The sequence below is a fragment of the Pseudomonas sp. GW821-FHT02A08 genome (assembly GCF_059422045.1).
Genome location: NZ_JBWKWD010000012.1, coordinates 55,742 through 76,016, shown reverse-complemented (window position 1 = coordinate 76,016; position 20,275 = coordinate 55,742). Strand labels below are relative to the sequence as shown.

The following is a 20,275-nucleotide window of genomic DNA, read 5'->3' as shown; positions in this document are numbered from 1 at the left end:
TCAGAACGGTCGCTCAAGCATGTCCTTACCACGATTCATATCTGCAATCTGCCTGTCGCTCGTTGCACTCGTTAACCTGACACCGGCATTTGCTGACGACAGCACGATGCACCGTCCGGCAGAATGGGCTCAACCGATCGAGAAGCAATACAACCTCTTTCAAATGTCACCGACGCTCTATCGCAGTGCCTTGCCGGACAAGGGCGCGGTGCCGCTGCTGGAGAAACTCAAGGTGGGCACGGTGATCAACTTCCTGCCTGAAGCAGACTCCAGTTGGTTGTCTACGCCAGGCATCGCGCAAGTACAGCTGCCTTATCGCACCAACCATGTGGACGACGCCGATGTGCTCAAGGCCTTGCGCGCCATTCAGTCTGCCGAAGCCAAAGGCCCGGTGCTGATGCACTGTAAACATGGTTCCGACCGTACCGGCCTGATGGCGGCCATGTACCGGGTTGTCATCCAGGGCTGGACCAAGGAGGAGGCCCTGAACGAAATGACCCAGGGCGGCTTTGGCGACAGCACCCACTTCAAGGACGGCATTCGCTACATGATGCAGGCCGACGTGGAAAAACTGCGTACGGCCCTGGCCAATGGCGATTGCAGCACCAGCCCGTTCGCCGCGTGCTCGATGAAGAGCTGGCTCAAGTCCGCTCATATCGAATAAAGAAAGCCCCCCACGGCATTGTGCAACGGGGGGGCTTTTTTCACTCAGCTTTGTTCGTCAGGCTTTTTCTTCAGTTTCGGATTAGGGAAGAACTGAACTGCCTGAACCTTGGTGTCAGCGGGTTTGAGTGCACTGGTATTAACTCGCGTGCCCAACTCCTTGGGCACCGACAGCCCTTGCTCATTGAGAGTGTCGGAGTAACCGCAGGCTACGCACTCTCTGTGCGGGACCTGATCTTCGTTCCACATCATCAATTTGTCCGGTTCGCTGCATGCCGGGCAGACCGCCCCGGCGATAAAGCGTTTTTTCGTAATCACAGGCCCCTCACTCATGCTGCTGCGTCCTCACTCAGGCCGCTGTGGCGCAAGAGTGCGTCAATTGATGGCTCTCGACCACGGAAGTCGACGAACAGCACCATCGGCTCCTGGGAGCCGCCACGGGCCAGGATTGCTTCGCGGAACGCACGACCGGTGTCAGCGTTGAGCACTCCCTCTTCTTCGAACTTCGAGAACGCATCGGCGGACAGCACTTCAGCCCATTTGTAGCTGTAGTAACCCGCGGCGTAACCACCGGCGAAGATGTGCGCAAAGCTATTAGGGAAACGGTTGTAGGCCGGCGGACGCATCACCGAAACCTCGTCCCGCACGCCTTCGAGCACTTGCAGCACGCTGCGGCCATCGCCGTGGGTGGTGTGCAGTTCGAAGTCGAACAGGGAGAACTCCAGTTGGCGAACCATCATCAGGCCGGACTGGAAGTTTTTCGCCGCGAGCATTTTCCCGAGCAAGTCCTGAGGCAGCGGTTCGCCGGATTCATAGTGACCGGAAATCAGCGCCAGGCCTTCAGGCTCCCAGCACCAGTTCTCCATGAACTGGCTCGGCAGCTCGACCGCATCCCAGGCCACGCCGTTGATGCCGGACACGCCAGCATGCTCGACGCGGGTCAGCAGGTGATGCAGGCCGTGACCGAACTCGTGGAACAGGGTGGTGACTTCGTCGTGGGTCAGCAGAGCAGGCTTGCCGCTGTCGGCCGGGGTGAAATTGCACACCAGGTTGGCCACCGGGCTTTGCAATACACCGCCAGCGGTGCGACGACGGTCGCGTGCGCCGTCCATCCAGGCACCGCCACGCTTGTTGGCACGGGCGTAGAGGTCGAAGAAGAAGCGTCCGACGTGCTGGCCGTTTTCCTTGATTTCAAACAGGCGGACATCCGGATGCCAGGTGTCGAAGCCTTTCTGCTCGGCAATCTCGATGCCGTACAGGCGCTGGACGATGGCGAACAGGCCGCTGAGCACCTTGTCGATCGGGAAGTAGGCGCGCAGGGCTTCCTGGGCAACGCTGTAACGCTGTTCACGGAGTTTTTCACCGTAGAAACCGCTGTCCCAGCTTTGCAGGTCCGGGCAGCCTTGTTCGGCGGCATAAGCCTTGAGCTGTTCCAGATCCTGGGCGGCGAACGGCTTGCTGCGCTTGGCCAGGTCGCGCAGGAAACTCAGCACCTGATCGCTGGACTCAGCCATTTTGGTCGCCAGGCTCAGTTCGGAGAAACTGCTGAAACCCAGGAGCTTGGCCAGCTCCTGACGCAGATCGAGGATTTCTTCCATGACCGGGCCATTGTCGTTCTGGCCGGCATTCGGCCCTTGATCCGACGCACGGGTGCAGTAGGCCGCGTAGACTTCTTCACGCAGTGCGCGGTCCTGGGCGTAGGTCATCACCGCGTAATAGCTCGGGAATTCCAGGGTGATCAGCCAGCCGTCCAGATCCTTGGCTTGAGCTGCGGCGGCCATTTGCGCCTTGGCCGAGTCGGTCAGGCCGGTGAGGGCAGCTTCATCGGTGATGTGCTTGGTCCACGCCTGAGTGGCGTCGAGCAACTGGTTGGAGAAACGGCTGCCCAGTTCGGACAGTTTGCTCTGCACTTCGGCATAACGCTTCTGTTCGGCTTCCGGCAGGTCGATACCCGACAGACGGAAGTCACGCAGGGAGTGTTCCAGGATAGTTTTCTGCGCGACGTCGAAACCGGCCGCTTCCGGGCTGCTGGCCAGGGCTTCGAAGGCCTGGAACAGTTCGCGGTTCTGGCCCATCTCGGTGGAATAGGCGCTCAAGGCCGGCAGGCACGACTCGTAGGCTTCACGCAGTTCAGCGCTGTTGCACACGGCATTGAGGTGGCTGACCGGGCTCCAGGCGGCGCCCAGGCGGTCGTTGAGTTCGTCCATCGCCAGTACCAGGCCAGCCCACGTTGGCTGTTTGACCTGGGTCTTGAGGATCTCGACGATAGCGGCACGGTTGTCAGCCAGGATCTGTTCAATGGCCGGTTGTACGTGTTCGGCGCGGATGGCGGAGAACGGCGGCAGGTCATAGGACTGCAAAAGAGGGTTGTTCACGCTCACGGTTGATACCTTGGCTGGAGAAACATGTAGCCATCTTAATTACAATCGACGTTCACCGCAGCTATCAGCAACAGAGAGAAACCCTATCGTGAACCTTCGCAACTATCAGAACCACACGCCGCTGTTGGGTAAAGGCGCTTTTGTCGACGGCTCGGCAGTGGTGATCGGCGATGTTGAAATTGGCGAAGACAGCTCGGTCTGGCCGCTGACCGTGATCCGTGGCGACATGCACCGAATCCGCATTGGCGCGCGCACCAGTGTGCAGGATGGCTGCGTGTTGCACATCACCCACGCAGGGCCGTTCAACTCCGACGGTTTTCCGCTGCTGATCGGCGATGACGTGACCATCGCCCACAAGGTCATGCTGCATGGTTGTTCGGTAGGCAGCCGGGTGTTGATCGGCATGGGCAGCATCGTCATGGACGGTGCTGTGGTCGACGATGACGTGATCATCGGCGCCGGCAGCCTGGTGCCGCCGGGCAAGCATCTGCAAAGCGGCTTCCTGTATGTGGGCAGCCCGGTGAAGCAGATCCGCCCGCTGACGGACAAGGAACGGGCCTTTTTCACCTACAGCGCGGCGAATTACGTGAAGCTCAAGGACCTGCATCTGGCCGAAGGCTACGACCAGCTTTGACCCGGCCCCCTTATTCAGGATTCGACATGCATTACCAAACCGTTTTGTTCGACCTCGATGGCACCCTCACCGATCCACGTGAGGGCATCACCCGTTCGATCCAGTTCGCCCTGGGCAAACTGGGTATCGATGAGCCGGACCTGGCCAAACTCGAACACTTCATCGGCCCGCCGCTGTTGCAGGCGTTCATGCAGTTCTATGACTTCGATGAAGCCAGGGCCTGGGAGGCGGTGAATTTCTATCGCGAGCGCTTCAAGGTCACCGGCCTCTACGAAAACCGCGTGTTCGATGGTGTCACACCGCTGCTGGAAACCCTGGGCGGACAAGGGCGGCAGCTGTACATTGCCACCTCGAAACCCTGGGTGTTCGCCCGTGAAATCGCCCGGCATTTCGACTTTGCCAAACACTTCAAGGTGATTTACGGCAGCGAACTGGATGGCACCCGAACCAACAAGGTCGAGCTGATCGCTCACCTGATGGCCGAAGAAAACCTGGACCCGGCCACCACCCTGATGATCGGCGACCGCAAGCACGATTTGATCGGGGCGCGCAGCAACGGCCTGGACGCGGCGGCGGTGGGTTACGGGTTTGGCAGCCATGAAGAGTTGAGCGCCGAAGCGCCGGCGTATCACTTTGAAACGCTGGCTGAACTGCATCAGGCGTTTTTGCAGGGCTGATACAGCCGACACAAATCAACTGTGGGAGCGGGCTTGCTCGCGAAGAGGGAGTGTCAGTCGACATTAATGTTGCCTGATACGCCGCCTTCGCGAGCAAGCCCGCTCCCACAGGGGGGGCTGTGTTCTTACCTCAAGGTCTTGGTGGTGGCGCCAGTTTCTGTCCTTGCTCCACCGCCCAGTTCACCACCTGCGCGGTCAACTGATCATTCGCCTGACCGAACCCGACCACCACCGCCGGAACCTGCACATTGCTCAAAGGCTGGCGCACTTCAAAGCGGCGGCTGGCGAGGATGCGCTGGTCGTAACTGCGCACCAGCAATGCATCCAGACGCACGACCGCGCTGGCACTCGTGCCCTGGTATTCAGTCTGGAACGCCTGCAGGCTACCGCCCAATTCAAGATCGGTCTGGAAAATGCTGTCATCGGTGCTCAACAACGGCACCCGTCCGTCATGCTGGAAACCTTCCAGCAGGCGATTGCGCACCAGTACCGGCGCCGGGTCGCTCCAGCGTGAACCCTTGTAGTGACTGATCACATCGCCTTGAGGAATCACTGCAATGTTCGGACTGTTCAACGCTTCGCTGGACTGGAATTTGCTCAGGCGCAGCGACCAGCGCTGCGGCGTGCCATGGCTGGTCGATGCGCTCTGGGCCGACGGCAATCGATAGACCTCGAAGGGCTCGGGCTTGGGCAGGATCGAGCACGAACTGATCAGCGTGAAGCCAGTGAAAAGGGCAATCCGAATCAGCTTCATGGTGTGAATTCCTTGGTCTTGTCACCGCCCAGCAGGTAACCGCTGGGGTTGGCCTCCAGGCGTTTGGTAATGGCGCGCAGCGAGGACAGGGTTTCGCGCATCTCGTGCACGGCCGGGCCCAGGCCACTGAGGCCTTGCATGCCGCTGTTGAGCGAATCCTGATTGGCGGTGATCAGTTTGTTGAGGGTGGCGCTGCTTTCCTGCAGCGACTTCATCGCTTGCTCGGCGCTACCCAGCGCTTCCTTGCCATGCTCATTGAGCAGCCCGTTGGCATTGCGCATCAGCGCCGTGGTCTGCTCCAGCATGGTGTTGGCCTGTTTGCCCACCGAAGCCAATTGCTGCATGGCCTGGCGGATATCGCCGCGCTGCTCGGCAATGGTCCCGGTGGTTTGCTCCAGATGCTCCAGGGTATTGCTGATGCGTTCGATGTTTTCCGTGGAGAACATCAGGTTGGCGTTATGCATCAGCGTGGTCACCCCGGCCATCAGGTCTTCGCTGTCATTGAGCAGGCGGGCGATGGGCGACGGCGAGGCGACGATGGTCGGCAGGTTGCCGTCCTTGCCCTTGAGCGTCGGGCTCTGTGGCGTGCCGCCGCTGAGCTGGATGATCGAGGTCCCGGTGACACCGGTCAGGGCCAGTTTGGCCTGGGTGTCTTCCTTGACCGGGGTATCGCCGGCCAGGCGAATTCGCGCCAGCACCCGGCGCGGGTCTTTCGGGTCCAGGCGCAGCGAAATCACGTCGCCGACCTTGATCCCGCTGTACTGCACCGAACTGCCCTTGGACAATCCGCTGACCGCCTCGTTGAACACGACTTCGTAGTCCTTGAACTCGGTGTCGACACTGGACTTGGCCAGCCACAGGCCGAACAACAGCGCGGCCGTCACCACAATCACGGTGAACAGGCCGATCAATACATGATGGGCTCGGGTTTCCATGTCAGACCTCTTTGAGCTGTTGGGCGGCCGTCAACGCCGCGCGGCCGCGAGGGCCATGGAAGTATTCGTGAATCCACGCGTCGTTGGTTTCCGACACCTTGTCGATGGCGTCTGCCACCAGCACTTTTTTCTGCGCCAGCACCGCCACCCGGTCGGTGATGGTGTAAAGCGTGTCGAGGTCGTGGGTCACCAGAAAGACACTCAAGCCCAGGGCGTCGCGCAGGGTCAGGATCAATTGGTCGAACGCAGCAGCACCGATCGGGTCGAGACCGGCGGTGGGTTCGTCGAGAAACAGGATGTCCGGGTCCAGTGCCAATGCCCGGGCCAGGGCGGCGCGCTTGATCATGCCGCCGGACAGCGACGCGGGGTACTTCTCCGCCGCCGACAACGGCAACCCGGCCAGGGCCATTTTCACTGCCGCCAGGTGCTCGGCGTCGCTGCGGCTCAAGCCGGCGTGCTCGATCAGCGGTAGGGCAACATTCTCGGTCACGGTCAGCGAGGAGAACAGCGCGCCTTTCTGGAACAGCACGCCGAATCGCCGCTCCACCAGCGAGCGCTCGTGCTCCGGCAAGGTTGGCAGGTTCTTGCCGAAGACTTTCACCACCCCTTCGCTGGGCTGACGCAACCCGACAATGCTGCGCAGCAGCACCGATTTACCGCTGCCGGAGCCCCCAACCACGGCAAGGATTTCACCCTTGTACAAATCCAGGTCGAGGTTCTCGTGCACGCTCTGGCTTCCAAAGCGGTTGCACAACCCTCGGACTTCAATCACCGCCTCGGAGGGCGCTCGGGGGATACGACTCACCAACCCATCTCCATGAAAAACATCGCAGCGATCGCATCCATCACGATCACCACGAAAATCGACTGCACCACACTCGACGTGGTGTGCGCGCCCACAGACTCAGCGCTGCCACTGACCTTGAAGCCTTCAAGACAACCGATGGCGGCAATGAGGAAGGCGAACACCGGCGCTTTGACGATCCCTACCAGAAAGTGCTGAACGCCGATGTCCGTTTGCAGCAGCGACAGGAACATCGCTGGCGAGATATCCAGTGCCACCGCGCAGACCACGGCACCGCCGATAATCCCCGACAGCATCGCCAGGAAGGTCAGCATCGGCAGGGCGATCAGCAACGCCAGGACCCGCGGCACCACCAGCAACTCCACGGGGTCGAGGCCCAGGGTGCGGATGGCGTCGATTTCCTCGTTGGCCTTCATCGAACCGATTTGCGCCGTGAACGCACTGGCGGTGCGCCCAGCCATCAGGATCGCGGTCAGCAACACACCGAATTCGCGCAGGAAGGCAAATCCCACCAGGTCCACGGTGAAGACCGTGGCGCCGAAAGTGGCCAGCACCGTCGACCCGAGGAACGCCACCACGGCGCCCACCAGAAAAGTCAGCAACGCAACGATGGGGGCGGCGTCGAGACCGGTCTGTTCGATGTGGGCAATCATGGGCGTGACGCGCCAGCGCTTGGGACGGAACAGGCCGCGGACGATGGTTTCGATGATCAGGCCAACGAAACCCAACAGTTGCAGGGTGTCCTGCCAGACGGTGTCCACTGCGCGGCCAATGCGGGTCAGCAACTGAATGGCAACGCTGACTTCCGGTTCCTTGATCGGTACACAGAAATCGGTCAACGAACAGTAGACGGTTTGCAGCAACGCGCGATCGGCGGCGGAGAGTGTGCAATCCGGGTGTTCGGCGGAGCGGCCGAGGCGCTCGGAGCCGAGCAGCTCGACCAACAGCGAGGCACCGGCGGTGTCGAGGGCGCCGAGGCCATTGAGGTCGATGGGGGTGTTGGCGTCGTACTGGCCGTGGAGTTTTTCGCTCAACAGCTTGAGGTCAGCGTAATGGGCAAGCGTCCAGTCGCCCGTCACCCGCAACCGCGCAGGGGCAATCGACGTGTCCAATCGGGCGTTGCCGGCTATCGTGCTGCTGATCATAAGCTCCGTGCTTGTTCAGTGATTACGCAGATTTACGTAATAGCACGAACCGGATTACTTTTCTTTGATCGCTGTGCTGTCCGTGACTTTGAAACGCAGCACGCCGATCACCTGACCATCTTCGGTCAGCACCCGAACCTGCCATTTGCCGGCCGGATTGCCCGGGAAGTTCTGCTTGTGGGTCCAGGCCCGGTAACCTTCCTTGCGCCCGCCACGAATATCCAGGGGGATGCGGTCGACCTCTTTACCGTTGAACTGCCAGACGTGATAAATCCGTTCGTCCAGGCCACGCGGGGCGTTGATCGCGGTGTAGGCGTAGAGCCCGCCATTGCGAATCTGCTCGGCGCTGACCTCGTCGAGGCTGGCACCTGGCGTGCGGTCCTGCATCTGCGTGCTGATGGCCACATCGGTCATCCACAGCGTCGCCGGCGGCACCCACGAGCGCAGCGCCCAGCCAACGGCGCCGATGCCCAGGGTGATACTCAAGATCGCCAGCGCACTGCGCAGGGTACGAATCGGGAAGATCGACGCCAGGCTTGGGAACGACAACAGCACCGAGATACCCAGTGCCCATTTGAAACTTTGCGCGGTGGTCAGGTGCATGATCACCGGCAATGCAGTGAGCAGCGCGGCGAAAAGGGTCAGGGTGTGCAGGGCCAGAAACGCCCAGCGCCGGGGAGCCAGCCACTTGTAGTAAAGCGGGTCGATGATCGAAATCAGCGCCGCGACGCCCAGCAGCCCGGTGAAAATCAGCTGGCCGCTGTTCCAGGTCGTGGTGATGAAAAAGAACGGCAGGACAAAGAACAGGCTTTCCTGATGGATCATCTGCGTTGCGTAACGCAGCAACGGTTCCGGGATTTCGCGCTTGAAGATGCGCGTGAACAGCTTGGTCAGGCTGTTTTCCAGCATCAGCCAGATCCAGCTGATCAGCATGATGGTGGTAATCCAGCTCGCCAGGCCTTGCTGGCGATCGACCAGAATGAAACTGCCCACCCCGGAGATGAAACCACAGAGCGCAATGACCCCAGGGTAGCGCTTCATCAATTCGAGGATGCGCTGTACGAAAAGGGTCAGGTTTTGCATTCGGCGGTTTCACAGTAGTCGTAGGAAAAAACCTCGACAGGGTACAGTTGGCGCGGCGCTGTGGCGAGGGTTCACGGTCAGTGACACCACGCTCCCACAGGAGGATTGTGTTTCCCACAAGGAGTTTTCTTGCCAAACAGAGTGGTTACTTCCTGCGATGCAAACGCCAGCCCACCACACTCAACACCAGCAACCCCAACACCCCGACCACCAACCACATCAATTGGTCATAACTGAACAAAGGCTTCTCGATCCGCAAATACCCCGGTTGCAGGAGCAATTCACGCACGGCCTTGTTCGCCTCTTCCAGGGTCACCCCTTGCAGCTCCCGGACCGGGTTGGTGAAGCGACCGTCCTCGTAGTTGCCGATGGCGCTCCAGTAGTAGTCGGCCAACGCGCTATTGCCTTGTACGGCCCAGGCCTGGCGGGCAATCGCAGCCTGCTTGAGGCGGTTGAAGGTGTCGGCATTGAGGCCGTCCTTGAGCAGTCCGGCCTTCAGGTCCTCGAGTACTTGTTCGGCATCGGCCACGTCGTCGCGCTCAAGGTCGGCATTGAGGCTCATGAAACCCACGCCGCCGAACACCTCGCGTTCGGCCCACGGGCCGTAGGACAAACCGTGAGCCAGGCGTAACTGGCGATAGAGCGCCCAATCCAGATAGTCCTTGAGCAAATCGAAGGTTTCATCGTGCCCATCCTCCAGTACCGGCTCTGGCACCAGCCAGTGCAACTTGGCGCCATTGCCGACCAGACCGTGGGGCAAGGTGCGTTCATGGGCGGCGCTGGTCTGGATTTGCGGCAGCGGCGGGTGCTCGCCGGGGGTGATCGCTTCCAGCGCGCCAAACGCCCGCTCCAGATAGGCCGGCAGCAACTTGTCGAGGTCGCCGACCACAATCAGGGTCATGTTGTTCGGCGCATACCAGTCCTTGCGTACCTGCTCCAGTTGTTCTCGGGTCAAGTCATCGACTTGCGCACGCTCCGGGCATTTGAGGCCCAGCTCCACGGCCAGTTGTTTGCTGGCCGTGTGACCGAGGTCCTGACGATCGAGCCAGCGTTGCAGGTGCGAGTAGTGGCCACCGTCTTCACGCTCGACCACTTGCTTGGCCGCGTTGATGGCGTTGTCGTCGAAGCGGGTCTGGGTCAGCAACGCCAGCAGCAGGTCAAGCACCTTGCGCTGGTTTTTCGCCGGGGCCTCGATGACGAACGTCGTATCGGCATTGCTGGTGAACGCGTTCCACTCACCACCCAGAGCCTGCATGCGTTCTTCCAGGCCACCTTCGCCGCTGGCGTCGATACCGCTGAACAACAGGTGTTCCAGCAGATGCGGTAGCTCCTTTTCTTCGCACTTGAAATCGTCCAGGCCAACACCGACCACCAGCCGGATCGCCACATGCCCGCGGTCAGTGCCGGGTTTGAGCAGCAACTGCAAACCGTTGCGCAGGGTGTAGCCCTCGACCTGGAAACGATCCAGAGCGAATGACGGGAATGAACCAAGCAACAGGCAGGCAAACAACAGACAACGCATAACGGGCTTCCGTACGACCAGCGTAAGTTCAACAGACTTCAGGCAACGGTGGACGTTCAGGGTGAATGAGTGATGTCGCTCAAATCGTCGACCACCAGCGCACCGGTCTCCGATGTTTCCAGCACTACGTAGGCACTGCTGCAAAACAACGAATTGAGACGCTTCATGTCGGCGATCAGCTCCAGGTGCAACGAACTGGTTTCGATACTTTGTACGATTTTAAGTTGCAAGCGGCTGACATGAGCGTGGGCCAGGCGCCGTTCCTGTGCACGGAAACGACGTTTTTCACGCACCAGCTGGCGGGCACTTTCCGGGTCGCCACTGAGAAACACCGACATCCCGAGCCGCAGGTTGGAAATCAACTGAGTTTGCAGCCCGGTCAATTCGTCCAGCCCGACTTCGGAAAACGACCGACGCTGCGAGGTCTTCTGCTGCTGGACCTTGCGCAACATGCGTTCAATCAAGTCGCTGGCCAGTTTCAGGTTGATCGCCAGCTCGATGATTTCCGCCCAGCGTCGGCTGTCCTGATCGCTGAGATCTTCCCGGGGCATTTGTGCCAGATACAATTTGATCGCGCTGTATAGCGCTTCGACATCATCGGTCAGGCGCCGCATTTCCTGGGTGATGGCGGTTTGCTTGCCGTGCAACACGTCAAGCATGGCTTCGAGCATGTTGTCGATCAGGTCGCCCATGCGCAGGGTTTCCCGGGCCGCGTTGGCCAGCGCCAGACCTGGGGTGACCAACGCCGTGGGGTCCAGGTGCCGGGGCTTGGCCGTACCGTTCGCCAGCGGGCGCTCCGGCAACACCCAGGCACAAAACCTGGCCATCGGCCCAACGCTGGGCAGCAGGATCAGGCAACGCGCGGTGTTGTAGAGCAGGTGAAAGCCAATGACCATTTCCTGAGGACTGAAATCCAGGCCATCGAGCCAGTGCACCAGCGGATCAAGCACAGGAATGATCAATAAAAGACCAATCAGCTTGTACAGCAGGCTGCCCAGCGCCACTTGGCGCCCGGCGGCGTTCTGCATGCTGGTGCTGAGGAAGGCGAGTACGCCACTGCCGATATTGGCACCGATCACCAGCCCGATGGCCACCGGCAGGCTGATCACGTTGGCACCCGCCAGGGTCGCGGTCAGCAGTACGGCGGCCAGGCTGGAATAGGAAATCATCGCGAACAGCGCACCGACCAGGGCGTCGAGCAGGATGTCGCCGGTGAGCGAGGCGAAAATCACCTTCACACCTTTGGCATGGGTAATCGGGTGCGCGGCCTCGACAATCAGTTGCAGCGCCAGAATGATCAACCCCAAGCCAATGGCGACACGGCCCATCTGCCCGAGTCGGGTCTGCTTGCGCGACAGAAAGAAAATCACCCCGGCAAAAATCAGCAGGGGCGACAACCACGACAGATCGAACGTCAGCACCCGCGCCATCAGGGCCGTACCGACATCGGCACCGAGCATGGTGACCAACGCCGGCGTAAGCGCCATCAGCCCCTGGCCGACAAAGGATGTGACCAGCATGGCGGTGGCGTTGCTGCTCTGGACCATCGCCGTCACGGCGATCCCGGAGAGGAAAGCCAGCCAGCGGTTGGACATGTTATGGCTGATGACATGGCGCAAGTTGGTGCCGTAGACCCGCAGGATGCCGGTTCGGACGATGTGCGTGCCCCAGATCAGCAGGGCCACGGCAGAAAGCAAATTGAGCAGGGTGAGCATAAAGACCCCCTGTGGTGTAGCGCCCCAAAGGAGCAAGTTGACGGTACCGCGCGACGTTCTACGTTCTGTACTTAAGCTGTAGTTGGCTAACGGTCTGCGCGCCAGCATCGCATAGCCAAAGAAGGGATTGAAACAAAACTGTCATGAAATCCGGTTCATGCAACCCGCAAAAACAAAGTGGGAGCGGGCTTGCTCGCGAAGGCGGTGTGTCAGTCGACATTAATGTTGTCTGACACACCGCCTTCGCGAACAAGCCCGCTCCCACAGGGTATTGCGTGCTACCGGGTTACTGGCCCGGAATGTCCTTGCGCAGCTTTACCGGATCCTGCTGTTTCTTCTTTTTCGCAATGGCAGTGCGCATCTTGATGTTGATCGCTTCCACCGCCAGCGAGAACGCCATGGCGAAGTAGACGTAGCCTTTTGGCACGTGCACGTCCAGGGACTCGGCAATCAGCACCGTACCGACAATCAACAGGAACGACAGCGCCAGCATCTTCAGCGATGGGTGCTTGTCGATGAACTCACTGATGGTGCCGGATGCCCACATCATCACCAGTACCGCCACGATGATCGCCGCGACCATGACCGGTACGTGGGAGACCATGCCGACTGCGGTGATCACCGAGTCCAGGGAGAACACGATGTCGATGATCGCGATCTGGACGATGGTGTAGAGGAAGTTGCCGCCCTTGCCCGAAGGTTCTTCGTTGCTTTCGTCTTCACCTTCCAGTGCGTGGTACATCTCTTGCGAGCTTTTCCACAGCAGGAACAGACCACCGAAGAACAGGATCAGGTCGCGTCCGGAAATGCCCTGGTCGAATACTACGAACAGGTCCGCCGTCAGGCGCATGACCCAGGTGATCGACAGCAGAAGCAGGATTCGCGTGATCATGGCCAGCGCCAGACCGAAAATCCGCGTGCGCGCCTGCATGTGTTTGGGCATGCGGCTGACCAGGATCGAAATCATGATGATGTTATCGATACCCAGGACGATTTCCAGGGCGGTCAGGGTGAAGAAGGCAACCCAGATTTCAGGGTTGGTCAGCCATTCCATGTGTATTCCTTTGAGCGATTGTTAAACCACAAAGGGCCCGGGCTTCAAACAGCGAAGCCTGGACCCGAAGTGGTGAGTCTTGGGCTTATAGAGTACTGAACACCGGGAAAGTCCCCAACAGCAGTGCAGCAATCAGTATGCAGATACAAACCAGCACCGCCCACTTCAGGGTGAAGCGCTGGTGGTCACCGAAATCGATGCCGGCCAGGGCCACCAACAGATAGGTCGATGGAACCAGCGGGCTCAACAGGTGGACGGGCTGACCGACGATCGAGGCACGTGCCATTTCCACTGCGGTTATACCGTAATGGCTGGCGGCTTCGGCAAGAACCGGTAACACGCCGTAATAAAATGCATCGTTCGACATGAAGAAAGTGAACGGCATGCTTACCAGTGCCGTGATCACCGCCAGGTACGGGCCGAGGAAGTCCGGAATCACTGCCAACAGGCTTTTCGACATGGCGTCGACCATCCCGGTGCCGGTCAGGATACCGGTGAAGATACCGGCCGCAAAGATCAGCCCGACCACGGCCAGCACGCTACCGGCGTGAGCCGCGACGCGATCCTTCTGCTGTTGCAGGCAAGGATAGTTGACGATCATGGCGATACTGAACGCCACCATGAACAGTACCGGCAACGGCAGCAGGCCGGCGATCAGGGTACACATCAGGGCCAGGGTCAGGGCGCCGTTGAACCAGATCAGATTCGGACGACGGGCATCCGGGAACTGCGAAACGCTGATTTCACTGTGGTCGATTTCATCGCCCACCAGGTGCAATTCACCCAAGCGTGCACGCTCACGCTTGCCGTAGAAGTAGGCAATGACCAGGATCGCCACCACACCGGCCAGCATCGCAGGAATCATCGGTACGAAGATGTCGGACGGGTCCACATGCAACGCACTGGCCGCACGAGCGGTCGGGCCGCCCCATGGGGTCATGTTCATCACGCCACCGGCGAGGATGATCAGGCCGGCCATGATCCGCGGGCTCATGCCGATACGGCTGTAGAGCGGCAGCATGGCGGCCACGCAGATCATGTAAGTGGTCGCGCCGTCACCATCGAGGGAGACAACGAGCGCCAGAACGGCGGTGCCGACCGAAACCTTCAGCGGGTCGCCCTTGACCAGTTTGAGGATCTTGCGCACGGCCGGGTCGAACAGGCCGGAGTCGATCATCAGGGCGAAGTACAGGATTGCGAACATCAGCATCACGCCGGTTGGCGCAAGCTTGGTGATGCCTTCGAGCATCATCGGGCCGATCTTCGGCGAAAAACCGCCGAACAGGGCAAAGATGATCGGAATGATGATCAGGGCGATCAGCGCGGACAGGCGCTTGGTCATGATCAGGAACATGAACGTGATGACCATGGCGAAGCCAAGGAAAGTCAGCATGGGAATACTCCAGGCGTAGCGCGGCTAGGGAATGGGCGGATCGGGTGGGATCAGCGCAGAACGGGAAGCACGAGACGTACGGGCGGAGTTGCAGCGAAGCGGCGGATAGAAGAGGACATCAGAATCACCATTGTTGTTGTTAAATGGGCTGTGCGAGCGATAAAACGCTGGCATTGGCCAACCGGTCTGTTGCCGGTAGTGGGGGCGATCCTAATCGGGGAAGCTTTCAGCCAGCTTTCGGCGATGAACGCGTTGACCGGAAGTACAACCGGTCGTCGGACTGGGGCATGAAGGTGAACCGAGTTACGGGCTTGCTCGCGAAGGCGTCAGTAATGACGCATCAGGAGGAATGCCATGAACAAAATTCACACCGGCGGCTGCCATTGTGGGCAACTGCGCTACCAATTCAGCGGGCCGCTGCACGATATCGTCCACTGCCATTGCTCGATTTGCCGACGGGTCAGTGGCGGCATCGTGACCACCTGGATCACCGTGCCGGCATCCGCCTTTCAATGGTTGGCCGGGACACCGTCGCGGTACGACTCCTCATCCACCTGCGCGCGATACTTCTGCGGCCACTGTGGAGCGCAACTGGCGGTGGTGACACACCTGAGCCCGGAAACCATCGACCTGACCATCGCCACCCTCGACCATCCCGAGCAAGCACCGGCCGAGCGGCACATCTGGACCGACAGCCGTTTGCCGTGGCTGCATCTGGACGAACACTTGCCCGGTGAGGCTGAAGAAACACTCTGATCAAAAAACAGTCAGGTCCAGCGGACGAATAGCGCCCATCCAGATCGCGTGCTCGGTGTGGTCGAGCAGATCGTCGCCGGTGTTCGGGTGCAGGAACACCACCAGGCCCTTGCGGTTCAACGCCAGCCACGGCAGCACGTCACCCAGCACCTGCGGCTCGAACGCCAACTGGCAGCTCCAGTCCGGGTGCGGGCCGACCAGGCGCTCGTGCATGCGGCCCATTTTCAGCGGAAACAACTGCGCCGCCTGTTCGCACAAGACCCGCGCCTGCCCGATCGTGCTGGCATCGAAATAAACGTGGGCGTGATAGCCCGTTATCTGCTGCATCTGACTCCCCCTGAGAGCTGTTCGAACCCTCGCCGTTCCCTGTAGGTCAAACATCATATAGGCGCTGGATAACAGGAAGCCCAGCCATGAAAAATGCTGAAACCCCCGTCGTGAAAGTGGTGCTTTATGGTGCCATGAGTAGCCTGGGCAGTGCGCTGATGGCTGAAATGCTGCGGCGCCAGCATGAGGTCATCGCGATTCTCGATGACCTCAATGCGCTGGCACCCCGTCCGGGGCTGCGCACCAAGACTGGCGACCTGTTCGACGCGCAACGGGTCAAGCAGAGTGTGGCCGGCAGCTCCGTGGTCATCTGCTTACTGGACGCTCCAGGTTTACCGTTCAGCAGCGAACACGTGGAAAAAAACATCGTGCCGGGCCCGGTCGAGCAGGTGCTGGCAGTGGATGCGCTAATCGATGGCATGCAGGCAGCAAACATCACCCGATTGTTTCTGGTGGGTGATTTCGACGTGCTGGACGATCCGGAAACCGAGGACAGCTTGCAACGTCATGCCGCCGAGGAAATCCGTGAGGCACTGCAAAGCAGTCCTTTGAAGTGGACGCTGGTTAACGAACCGCGCGGGGTGCCGGGGCTGACCATCGAACATTTTGCCAACATCGGTTACAACCTCGAGCCGGGGTTGGCCGAACCGCTCGGACGGCTGGCCCGCACCGCCGTGGGCATTGCCGATGAATTACAGCTGAACCTGCACATCGGCCAGCACGTCAACTTCATCGCAACCGACAGCTAAACCGCAATGGACGGCAGCGTCAGGCCGTTGAGCGATTGCGCACTGCAGGCCTGCTCGGCCATCAACCAATCCACAAACTGCTGGATCAATGCTCCGCGTCGTTTGCGCTGGGGCAAGACCACGTAATAACCCAGCCTCGACATCACCGTTTCGCCGATCGGTCGACACAACAACCCTTGCGCCAGCAAGTTATCCACAAGGTGCCGCCAGCCAATGGCTACGCCCTGGCCACCAATCGCCGCCTGAATCAGCAGGGTGTAGTTGTCGAAGCGCAACTGCCCGGGCGCCGGAGGCGAGGTGATGCCCAGCTCGCGGAACACACCACTCCAGTCGAACCAGTTACTGCTGTGCTCCCCACGCAGGTGCAGCAACGGAAACTCCAATAATGCCTGGGCCGGCAATGGCAAGGTCCGCTCGCTCAACAACTGCGGGCTGCACACCGGAAACACTTCCTCGCTGAACAGCCAATGGCTTTCACCCTGCTTGAAGCGGCCATCGCCGAACAATACCGCCACATCGATATCGGTACGTAGCATGTTATGGCTGCGTTCGCTGGTGACCAGGCTGACATCCACCTGCGGGTTGGCCGCGTGAAAGCGGTGCAGACGCGGCATCAACCAATAGGCGGCGAAGGCAAAATCCGTGGCCACCTGCAGCACTTCATGCTGTTGCTGTGCGCTGATCGCGCTCAATCCTGCATCGATATTCTGCAATCCGAGCTTAACCTGCTCAAAAAGTATCTGCCCGGCCTCAGTCAGTTCGATTCCACGATAAATACGGTCGAACAGGCGTGTCGCCAGTTGTTCTTCCAGGCGCTTGATCTGCTGGCTGATGGCCGGTTGTGTGGTGCCCAGTTCAACCGCCGCGGCGGTAAAACTGCGCTGACGGGCCGCGGCTTCGAAGGCGCGAAGCAGGTCCAGTGACAGGTCACCAAGGGCGTCATACATAAGCTGTGCTTATCCTAGTCATTGCCGCGCATGGGCTTTACCACAAATTGCCGGGGTTTCATTCTCGAAGCCAGCACTCTCGCATAAACATCCACTATGGAATGCCGCGATCACATGAAGCGCAAGAACATTCTTTTCATCATGGCCGATCAAATGGCCGCGCCAATGTTGCCGTTCTACGGCCCATCGCCCATCAAACTGCCACATCTGACCCGCCTCGCCGCACAGGGCGTGGTGTTCGACTCGGCTTATTGCAACAGCCCATTGTGCGCGCCATCGCGTTTCACCCTGGTCAGCGGCCAGTTGCCGAGCAAGATCGGCGCCTACGACAACGCCGCCGATTTCCCCGCCGACGTGCCGACCTACGCCCACTACCTGCGCCGCCTCGGGTATCGCACTGCCCTGTCGGGCAAGATGCATTTCTGCGGGCCAGACCAGCTGCATGGCTACGAAGAACGCCTGACCAGTGACATCTATCCAGCTGACTACGGATGGGCGGTGAACTGGGATGAACCGGACGTGCGCCCTACCTGGTATCACAACATGTCGTCGGTGCTGCAAGCCGGCCCGTGCGTGCGCACCAATCAGCTGGATTTCGACGAAGAGGTGGTGTTCAAGGCCCAGCAGTACCTGTTCGACCATATCCGCGAGGACGGCGACCAGCCGTTCTGCCTGACCGTTTCCATGACTCACCCACACGATCCGTACACGATTCCCAAGGCTTTCTGGGATTTGTACGACGATGCCGACATTCCGCAGCCTGCAACCCCGGCCCCGCATGACCTCGATCCGCACTCGCAACGCCTGCTCAAGGTCTACGACCTGTGGGACAAGCCACTGCCTGTGGATAAAATCCGCGATGCCCGCCGTGCCTATTTCGGGGCATGCAGCTATATCGACAGCAACGTCGGCAAACTCCTGCAAACCCTCGAAGATACCGGGCTGATCGATGACACCATCATCGTGTTTTCCGGTGACCACGGCGACATGCTCGGCGAGCGCGGCCTCTGGTACAAAATGCACTGGTATGAAATGGCCGCACGGGTGCCGCTGCTGATCAGCGCACCGGGGCAGTTCTGTGCCGGCCGGGTCAGCGCCAGTGTTTCCACGGCGGACCTGTTACCAACGTTTGTTGAATTGGCCGGCGGCTCGCTGGAACCGGGCTTGCCGCTGGACGGCCGGTCGCTGGTCCCGCATCTGCAAGGGCAGGGCGGTCACGACGAGGTATTCGGCGAATACATGGCCGAAGGCACCATCAGCCCGTTGATGATGATCCGCCGTGGCGCCTACAAATTCATCTACAGCGAAGACGACCCTTGCCTGCTCTTCGACGTACAGAATGACCCTAACGAACTGGAAGAACTGAGCCATTCGCCGCAACTTCGCCAGATTTTCGACGATTTTCTCGCCGAAGCGCGGGCCAAATGGAACATCCCGGCGATTCACCAACAGGTGCTCACCAGCCAGCGGCGCCGACGCTTCGTGGCCGAGGCGCTGACCCTCGGCAAGCTCAAGAGCTGGGATCACCAGCCGCTGGTGGACGCCAGTCAGCAGTACATGCGCAACCACATCGACCTCGACGATCTGGAGCGTAAAGCACGTTATCCACAACCCTGCCAAAACCAATAATGTTAAGGGGAAGTCCATGCAAAGGTTATCCACAGTACTGACGGTCGGGCTCCTGGCTCTGGGCAGTGCATCAGCGTTTGCCGATCAGAGTTGCGAGACCGTGAAAATGGCCGACCCGGGCTGGAGCGACATCGCCGCGACCAATGCCATCACCGGGTTTCTGCTGGACGGCATGGGCTACAAGGCCAAGGTCGACACCCTGGCGGTGCCGATAACCTTTGGCGGGCTCAAGGATGGCCAGGTCGATGTGTTCCTGGGTAACTGGATGCCGGCGCAGCAGGGCTTCTATGACAAGTTCGTCGCCAACGGCGATGTCACGCAATTGGCGAAGAACCTCGACGGCACCGAATTCACCCTCGCCGTTCCGGATTACGTGTGGGAGGCGGGTGTGCATAACTTTGCCGACCTGAACAAATACGCCGACAAGTTCGACCGCAAGATCTACGGCATCGGCTCCGGCGCGCCAGCGAACATCTCGCTGCAAGAGATCATCAAGAAAAACGATTTCGACATGGGCCAGTGGAAACTGGTCGAATCCAGCGAGCAGGCGATGCTGGCGGAAGTGTCCCGCGCAGTGAAAAAACAGAAGTTCGTGACCTTCCTCGGCTGGACCCCGCACCCGATGAACGTGCAGCTGAAAATGCATTATCTGAAGGGTGGCGAGAAATACTTCGGTGACACCGGCAGCGTGCACACCCTGACCCGCAAAGGTTATGCACAAGCCTGCCCGAACGTTGGCAAACTGCTGACCAACCTGAGCTTCACCCAGGACATGGAGAACAGCATCATGGCCGAGGTGGTGAACAACAAGGTCAGTAACGCCGACGCAGCCAAAGCGTGGATCAAGGCCAACCCGGCAGTGCTGGACAAGTGGCTTGATGGGGTAAAGACCGTGGATGGCAAGGATGCGTTGCCGGCGGTGAAAGCCAAGTTGTAACGCTATTGTGGGAGCGGGCTTGCTCGCGAAGGCGGTGGATCAGTCGACATTAATGCTGTCTGACCCACCGCCTTCGCGAGCAAGTCGGATCGCCGCACCGCCGCTCCCACATGGGCACATCGTCATCTGGTCCTGATACTCTTTCGTAAAACCCCAACCGAGAGGCCCC

General features: G+C 60.0%; 20 protein-coding genes. 7 read left to right on the top strand and 13 right to left on the bottom strand.

What is annotated here, in order from left to right:
* The first annotated feature begins 19 nt into the window (after positions 1 to 19).
* A complete protein-coding gene (locus AC07W4_RS11370; RefSeq protein ID WP_495032471.1) occupies positions 20 to 664 on the top strand; it encodes a phosphatase domain-containing protein in 645 nt (214 codons plus the stop codon).
* A 44-nt stretch (positions 665 to 708) separates the two neighbouring features.
* Here AC07W4_RS11370 and AC07W4_RS11365 read toward each other — a convergent pair whose 3' ends face one another.
* Both AC07W4_RS11365 and prlC read right to left on the bottom strand, forming a co-directional pair.
* Entirely contained in the window at positions 709 to 996 is a 288-nt protein-coding gene (locus tag AC07W4_RS11365) for a YheV family putative zinc ribbon protein (protein WP_495032470.1), read from the bottom strand.
* Positions 993 to 3,044, bottom strand: coding sequence for an oligopeptidase A (gene prlC, locus AC07W4_RS11360; RefSeq protein ID WP_495032469.1), 2,052 nt, complete (start codon positions 3,042 to 3,044; stop codon positions 993 to 995). The genes AC07W4_RS11365 and prlC overlap by 4 nt, the downstream gene beginning before the upstream one ends.
* Before the next feature lie 88 nt (positions 3,045 to 3,132).
* On the opposite strand from prlC, the gene AC07W4_RS11355 reads away from it, so the two are divergent.
* Both AC07W4_RS11355 and AC07W4_RS11350 read left to right on the top strand, forming a co-directional pair.
* Positions 3,133 to 3,678, top strand: a complete 546-nt coding sequence (locus tag AC07W4_RS11355) for a gamma carbonic anhydrase family protein (protein WP_495032468.1) — start codon at positions 3,133 to 3,135, stop codon at positions 3,676 to 3,678.
* A gap of 26 nt (positions 3,679 to 3,704) precedes the next feature.
* Positions 3,705 to 4,355 carry an HAD family hydrolase gene (locus AC07W4_RS11350; RefSeq protein ID WP_495032467.1) on the top strand — a complete coding sequence of 217 codons (651 nt, stop codon included), beginning with the start codon at positions 3,705 to 3,707 and terminating at the stop codon, positions 4,353 to 4,355.
* A gap of 130 nt (positions 4,356 to 4,485) precedes the next feature.
* Here AC07W4_RS11350 and AC07W4_RS11345 read toward each other — a convergent pair whose 3' ends face one another.
* The 9 genes from AC07W4_RS11345 to AC07W4_RS11305 all read right to left on the bottom strand — a co-directional run bounded on the left by AC07W4_RS11345 (position 4,486) and on the right by AC07W4_RS11305 (position 14,761).
* Positions 4,486 to 5,109, bottom strand: coding sequence for an ABC-type transport auxiliary lipoprotein family protein (locus tag AC07W4_RS11345; RefSeq protein ID WP_495032466.1), 624 nt, complete (start codon positions 5,107 to 5,109; stop codon positions 4,486 to 4,488).
* On the bottom strand, positions 5,106 to 6,044 hold the full coding sequence (locus AC07W4_RS11340; RefSeq protein ID WP_495032465.1) for an MlaD family protein: 939 nt from the start codon (positions 6,042 to 6,044) through the stop codon (positions 5,106 to 5,108). The genes AC07W4_RS11345 and AC07W4_RS11340 overlap by 4 nt, the downstream gene beginning before the upstream one ends.
* Position 6,045: 1 nt before the next feature.
* Entirely contained in the window at positions 6,046 to 6,849 is an 804-nt protein-coding gene (locus AC07W4_RS11335) for an ABC transporter ATP-binding protein (RefSeq protein ID WP_008045771.1), read from the bottom strand.
* Positions 6,846 to 7,994, bottom strand: coding sequence for an ABC transporter permease (locus AC07W4_RS11330; RefSeq protein WP_008045769.1), 1,149 nt, complete (start codon positions 7,992 to 7,994; stop codon positions 6,846 to 6,848). The genes AC07W4_RS11335 and AC07W4_RS11330 overlap by 4 nt, the downstream gene beginning before the upstream one ends.
* 54 nt (positions 7,995 to 8,048) lie before the next feature.
* On the bottom strand, positions 8,049 to 9,077 hold the full coding sequence (locus AC07W4_RS11325; protein ID WP_495032464.1) for a DUF5924 family protein: 1,029 nt from the start codon (positions 9,075 to 9,077) through the stop codon (positions 8,049 to 8,051).
* 145 nt (positions 9,078 to 9,222) lie between these two features.
* On the bottom strand, positions 9,223 to 10,599 hold the full coding sequence (locus AC07W4_RS11320) for a M16 family metallopeptidase (RefSeq protein ID WP_495032463.1): 1,377 nt from the start codon (positions 10,597 to 10,599) through the stop codon (positions 9,223 to 9,225).
* Between the two features lie 56 nt (positions 10,600 to 10,655).
* On the bottom strand, positions 10,656 to 12,314 hold the full coding sequence (locus tag AC07W4_RS11315) for a Na/Pi cotransporter family protein (protein ID WP_495032462.1): 1,659 nt from the start codon (positions 12,312 to 12,314) through the stop codon (positions 10,656 to 10,658).
* 286 nt (positions 12,315 to 12,600) lie between these two features.
* The gene (locus AC07W4_RS11310; RefSeq protein ID WP_008045761.1) at positions 12,601 to 13,368 is read right to left on the bottom strand and encodes a TerC family protein; all 768 of its coding nucleotides are present in this window, start codon (positions 13,366 to 13,368) and stop codon (positions 12,601 to 12,603) included.
* Between the two features lie 85 nt (positions 13,369 to 13,453).
* On the bottom strand, positions 13,454 to 14,761 hold the full coding sequence (locus AC07W4_RS11305; RefSeq protein WP_495032461.1) for a CitMHS family transporter: 1,308 nt from the start codon (positions 14,759 to 14,761) through the stop codon (positions 13,454 to 13,456).
* Between the two features lie 354 nt (positions 14,762 to 15,115).
* On the opposite strand from AC07W4_RS11305, the gene AC07W4_RS11300 reads away from it, so the two are divergent.
* Entirely contained in the window at positions 15,116 to 15,517 is a 402-nt protein-coding gene (locus AC07W4_RS11300; protein WP_116262449.1) for a GFA family protein, read from the top strand.
* Here AC07W4_RS11300 and AC07W4_RS11295 read toward each other — a convergent pair whose 3' ends face one another.
* Positions 15,518 to 15,844, bottom strand: coding sequence for a DOPA 4,5-dioxygenase family protein (locus tag AC07W4_RS11295; protein ID WP_495032460.1), 327 nt, complete (start codon positions 15,842 to 15,844; stop codon positions 15,518 to 15,520). It abuts the gene before it with no gap.
* 86 nt (positions 15,845 to 15,930) lie between these two features.
* Between AC07W4_RS11295 and AC07W4_RS11290 the strand changes: the two genes are divergently transcribed.
* Positions 15,931 to 16,593: an NAD(P)-dependent oxidoreductase gene (locus AC07W4_RS11290; protein ID WP_495032459.1), complete on the top strand. Its 663-nt coding sequence runs from the start codon at positions 15,931 to 15,933 to the stop codon at positions 16,591 to 16,593.
* Here the strand turns inward: AC07W4_RS11290 and AC07W4_RS11285 are convergent.
* Positions 16,590 to 17,540 (bottom strand): choline sulfate utilization transcriptional regulator, encoded by a 951-nt coding sequence (locus tag AC07W4_RS11285; RefSeq protein ID WP_495032458.1) that lies wholly within the window; start codon positions 17,538 to 17,540, stop codon positions 16,590 to 16,592. The genes AC07W4_RS11290 and AC07W4_RS11285 overlap by 4 nt on opposite strands.
* A 114-nt stretch (positions 17,541 to 17,654) precedes the next feature.
* Here AC07W4_RS11285 and betC point away from each other — a divergent pair, with 114 nt between their 5' ends.
* Positions 17,655 to 19,169: a choline-sulfatase gene (gene betC / locus AC07W4_RS11280; protein ID WP_495032457.1), complete on the top strand. Its 1,515-nt coding sequence runs from the start codon at positions 17,655 to 17,657 to the stop codon at positions 19,167 to 19,169.
* A 16-nt stretch (positions 19,170 to 19,185) separates the two neighbouring features.
* Entirely contained in the window at positions 19,186 to 20,106 is a 921-nt protein-coding gene (choX, locus tag AC07W4_RS11275) for a choline ABC transporter substrate-binding protein (RefSeq protein WP_495032456.1), read from the top strand.
* The last annotated feature ends 169 nt before the right edge of the window (positions 20,107 to 20,275 follow it).

Bases quoted from the DNA above. Each gene is read 5' to 3' on its own strand.
- AC07W4_RS11370 (WP_495032471.1), top strand. From the start codon at position 20: ATGTCCTTACCACGATTCATATCTGCAATCTGCCTGTCGCTCGTTGCA.
- AC07W4_RS11365 (WP_495032470.1), bottom strand. From the start codon at position 996: ATGAGTGAGGGGCCTGTGATTACGAAAAAACGCTTTATCGCCGGGGCG.
- AC07W4_RS11350 (WP_495032467.1), top strand. From the start codon at position 3,705: ATGCATTACCAAACCGTTTTGTTCGACCTCGATGGCACCCTCACCGAT.
- AC07W4_RS11345 (WP_495032466.1), bottom strand. From the start codon at position 5,109: ATGAAGCTGATTCGGATTGCCCTTTTCACTGGCTTCACGCTGATCAGT.
- AC07W4_RS11340 (WP_495032465.1), bottom strand. From the start codon at position 6,044: ATGGAAACCCGAGCCCATCATGTATTGATCGGCCTGTTCACCGTGATT.
- AC07W4_RS11330 (WP_008045769.1), bottom strand. From the start codon at position 7,994: ATGATCAGCAGCACGATAGCCGGCAACGCCCGATTGGACACGTCGATT.
- AC07W4_RS11325 (WP_495032464.1), bottom strand. From the start codon at position 9,077: ATGCAAAACCTGACCCTTTTCGTACAGCGCATCCTCGAATTGATGAAG.
- AC07W4_RS11320 (WP_495032463.1), bottom strand. From the start codon at position 10,599: ATGCGTTGTCTGTTGTTTGCCTGCCTGTTGCTTGGTTCATTCCCGTCA.
- AC07W4_RS11315 (WP_495032462.1), bottom strand. From the start codon at position 12,314: ATGCTCACCCTGCTCAATTTGCTTTCTGCCGTGGCCCTGCTGATCTGG.
- AC07W4_RS11310 (WP_008045761.1), bottom strand. From the start codon at position 13,368: ATGGAATGGCTGACCAACCCTGAAATCTGGGTTGCCTTCTTCACCCTG.
- AC07W4_RS11305 (WP_495032461.1), bottom strand. From the start codon at position 14,761: ATGCTGACTTTCCTTGGCTTCGCCATGGTCATCACGTTCATGTTCCTG.
- AC07W4_RS11300 (WP_116262449.1), top strand. From the start codon at position 15,116: ATGAACAAAATTCACACCGGCGGCTGCCATTGTGGGCAACTGCGCTAC.
- AC07W4_RS11295 (WP_495032460.1), bottom strand. From the start codon at position 15,844: ATGCAGCAGATAACGGGCTATCACGCCCACGTTTATTTCGATGCCAGC.
- AC07W4_RS11290 (WP_495032459.1), top strand. From the start codon at position 15,931: ATGAAAAATGCTGAAACCCCCGTCGTGAAAGTGGTGCTTTATGGTGCC.
- AC07W4_RS11285 (WP_495032458.1), bottom strand. From the start codon at position 17,540: ATGTATGACGCCCTTGGTGACCTGTCACTGGACCTGCTTCGCGCCTTC.
- betC (WP_495032457.1), top strand. From the start codon at position 17,655: ATGAAGCGCAAGAACATTCTTTTCATCATGGCCGATCAAATGGCCGCG.
- choX (WP_495032456.1), top strand. From the start codon at position 19,186: ATGCAAAGGTTATCCACAGTACTGACGGTCGGGCTCCTGGCTCTGGGC.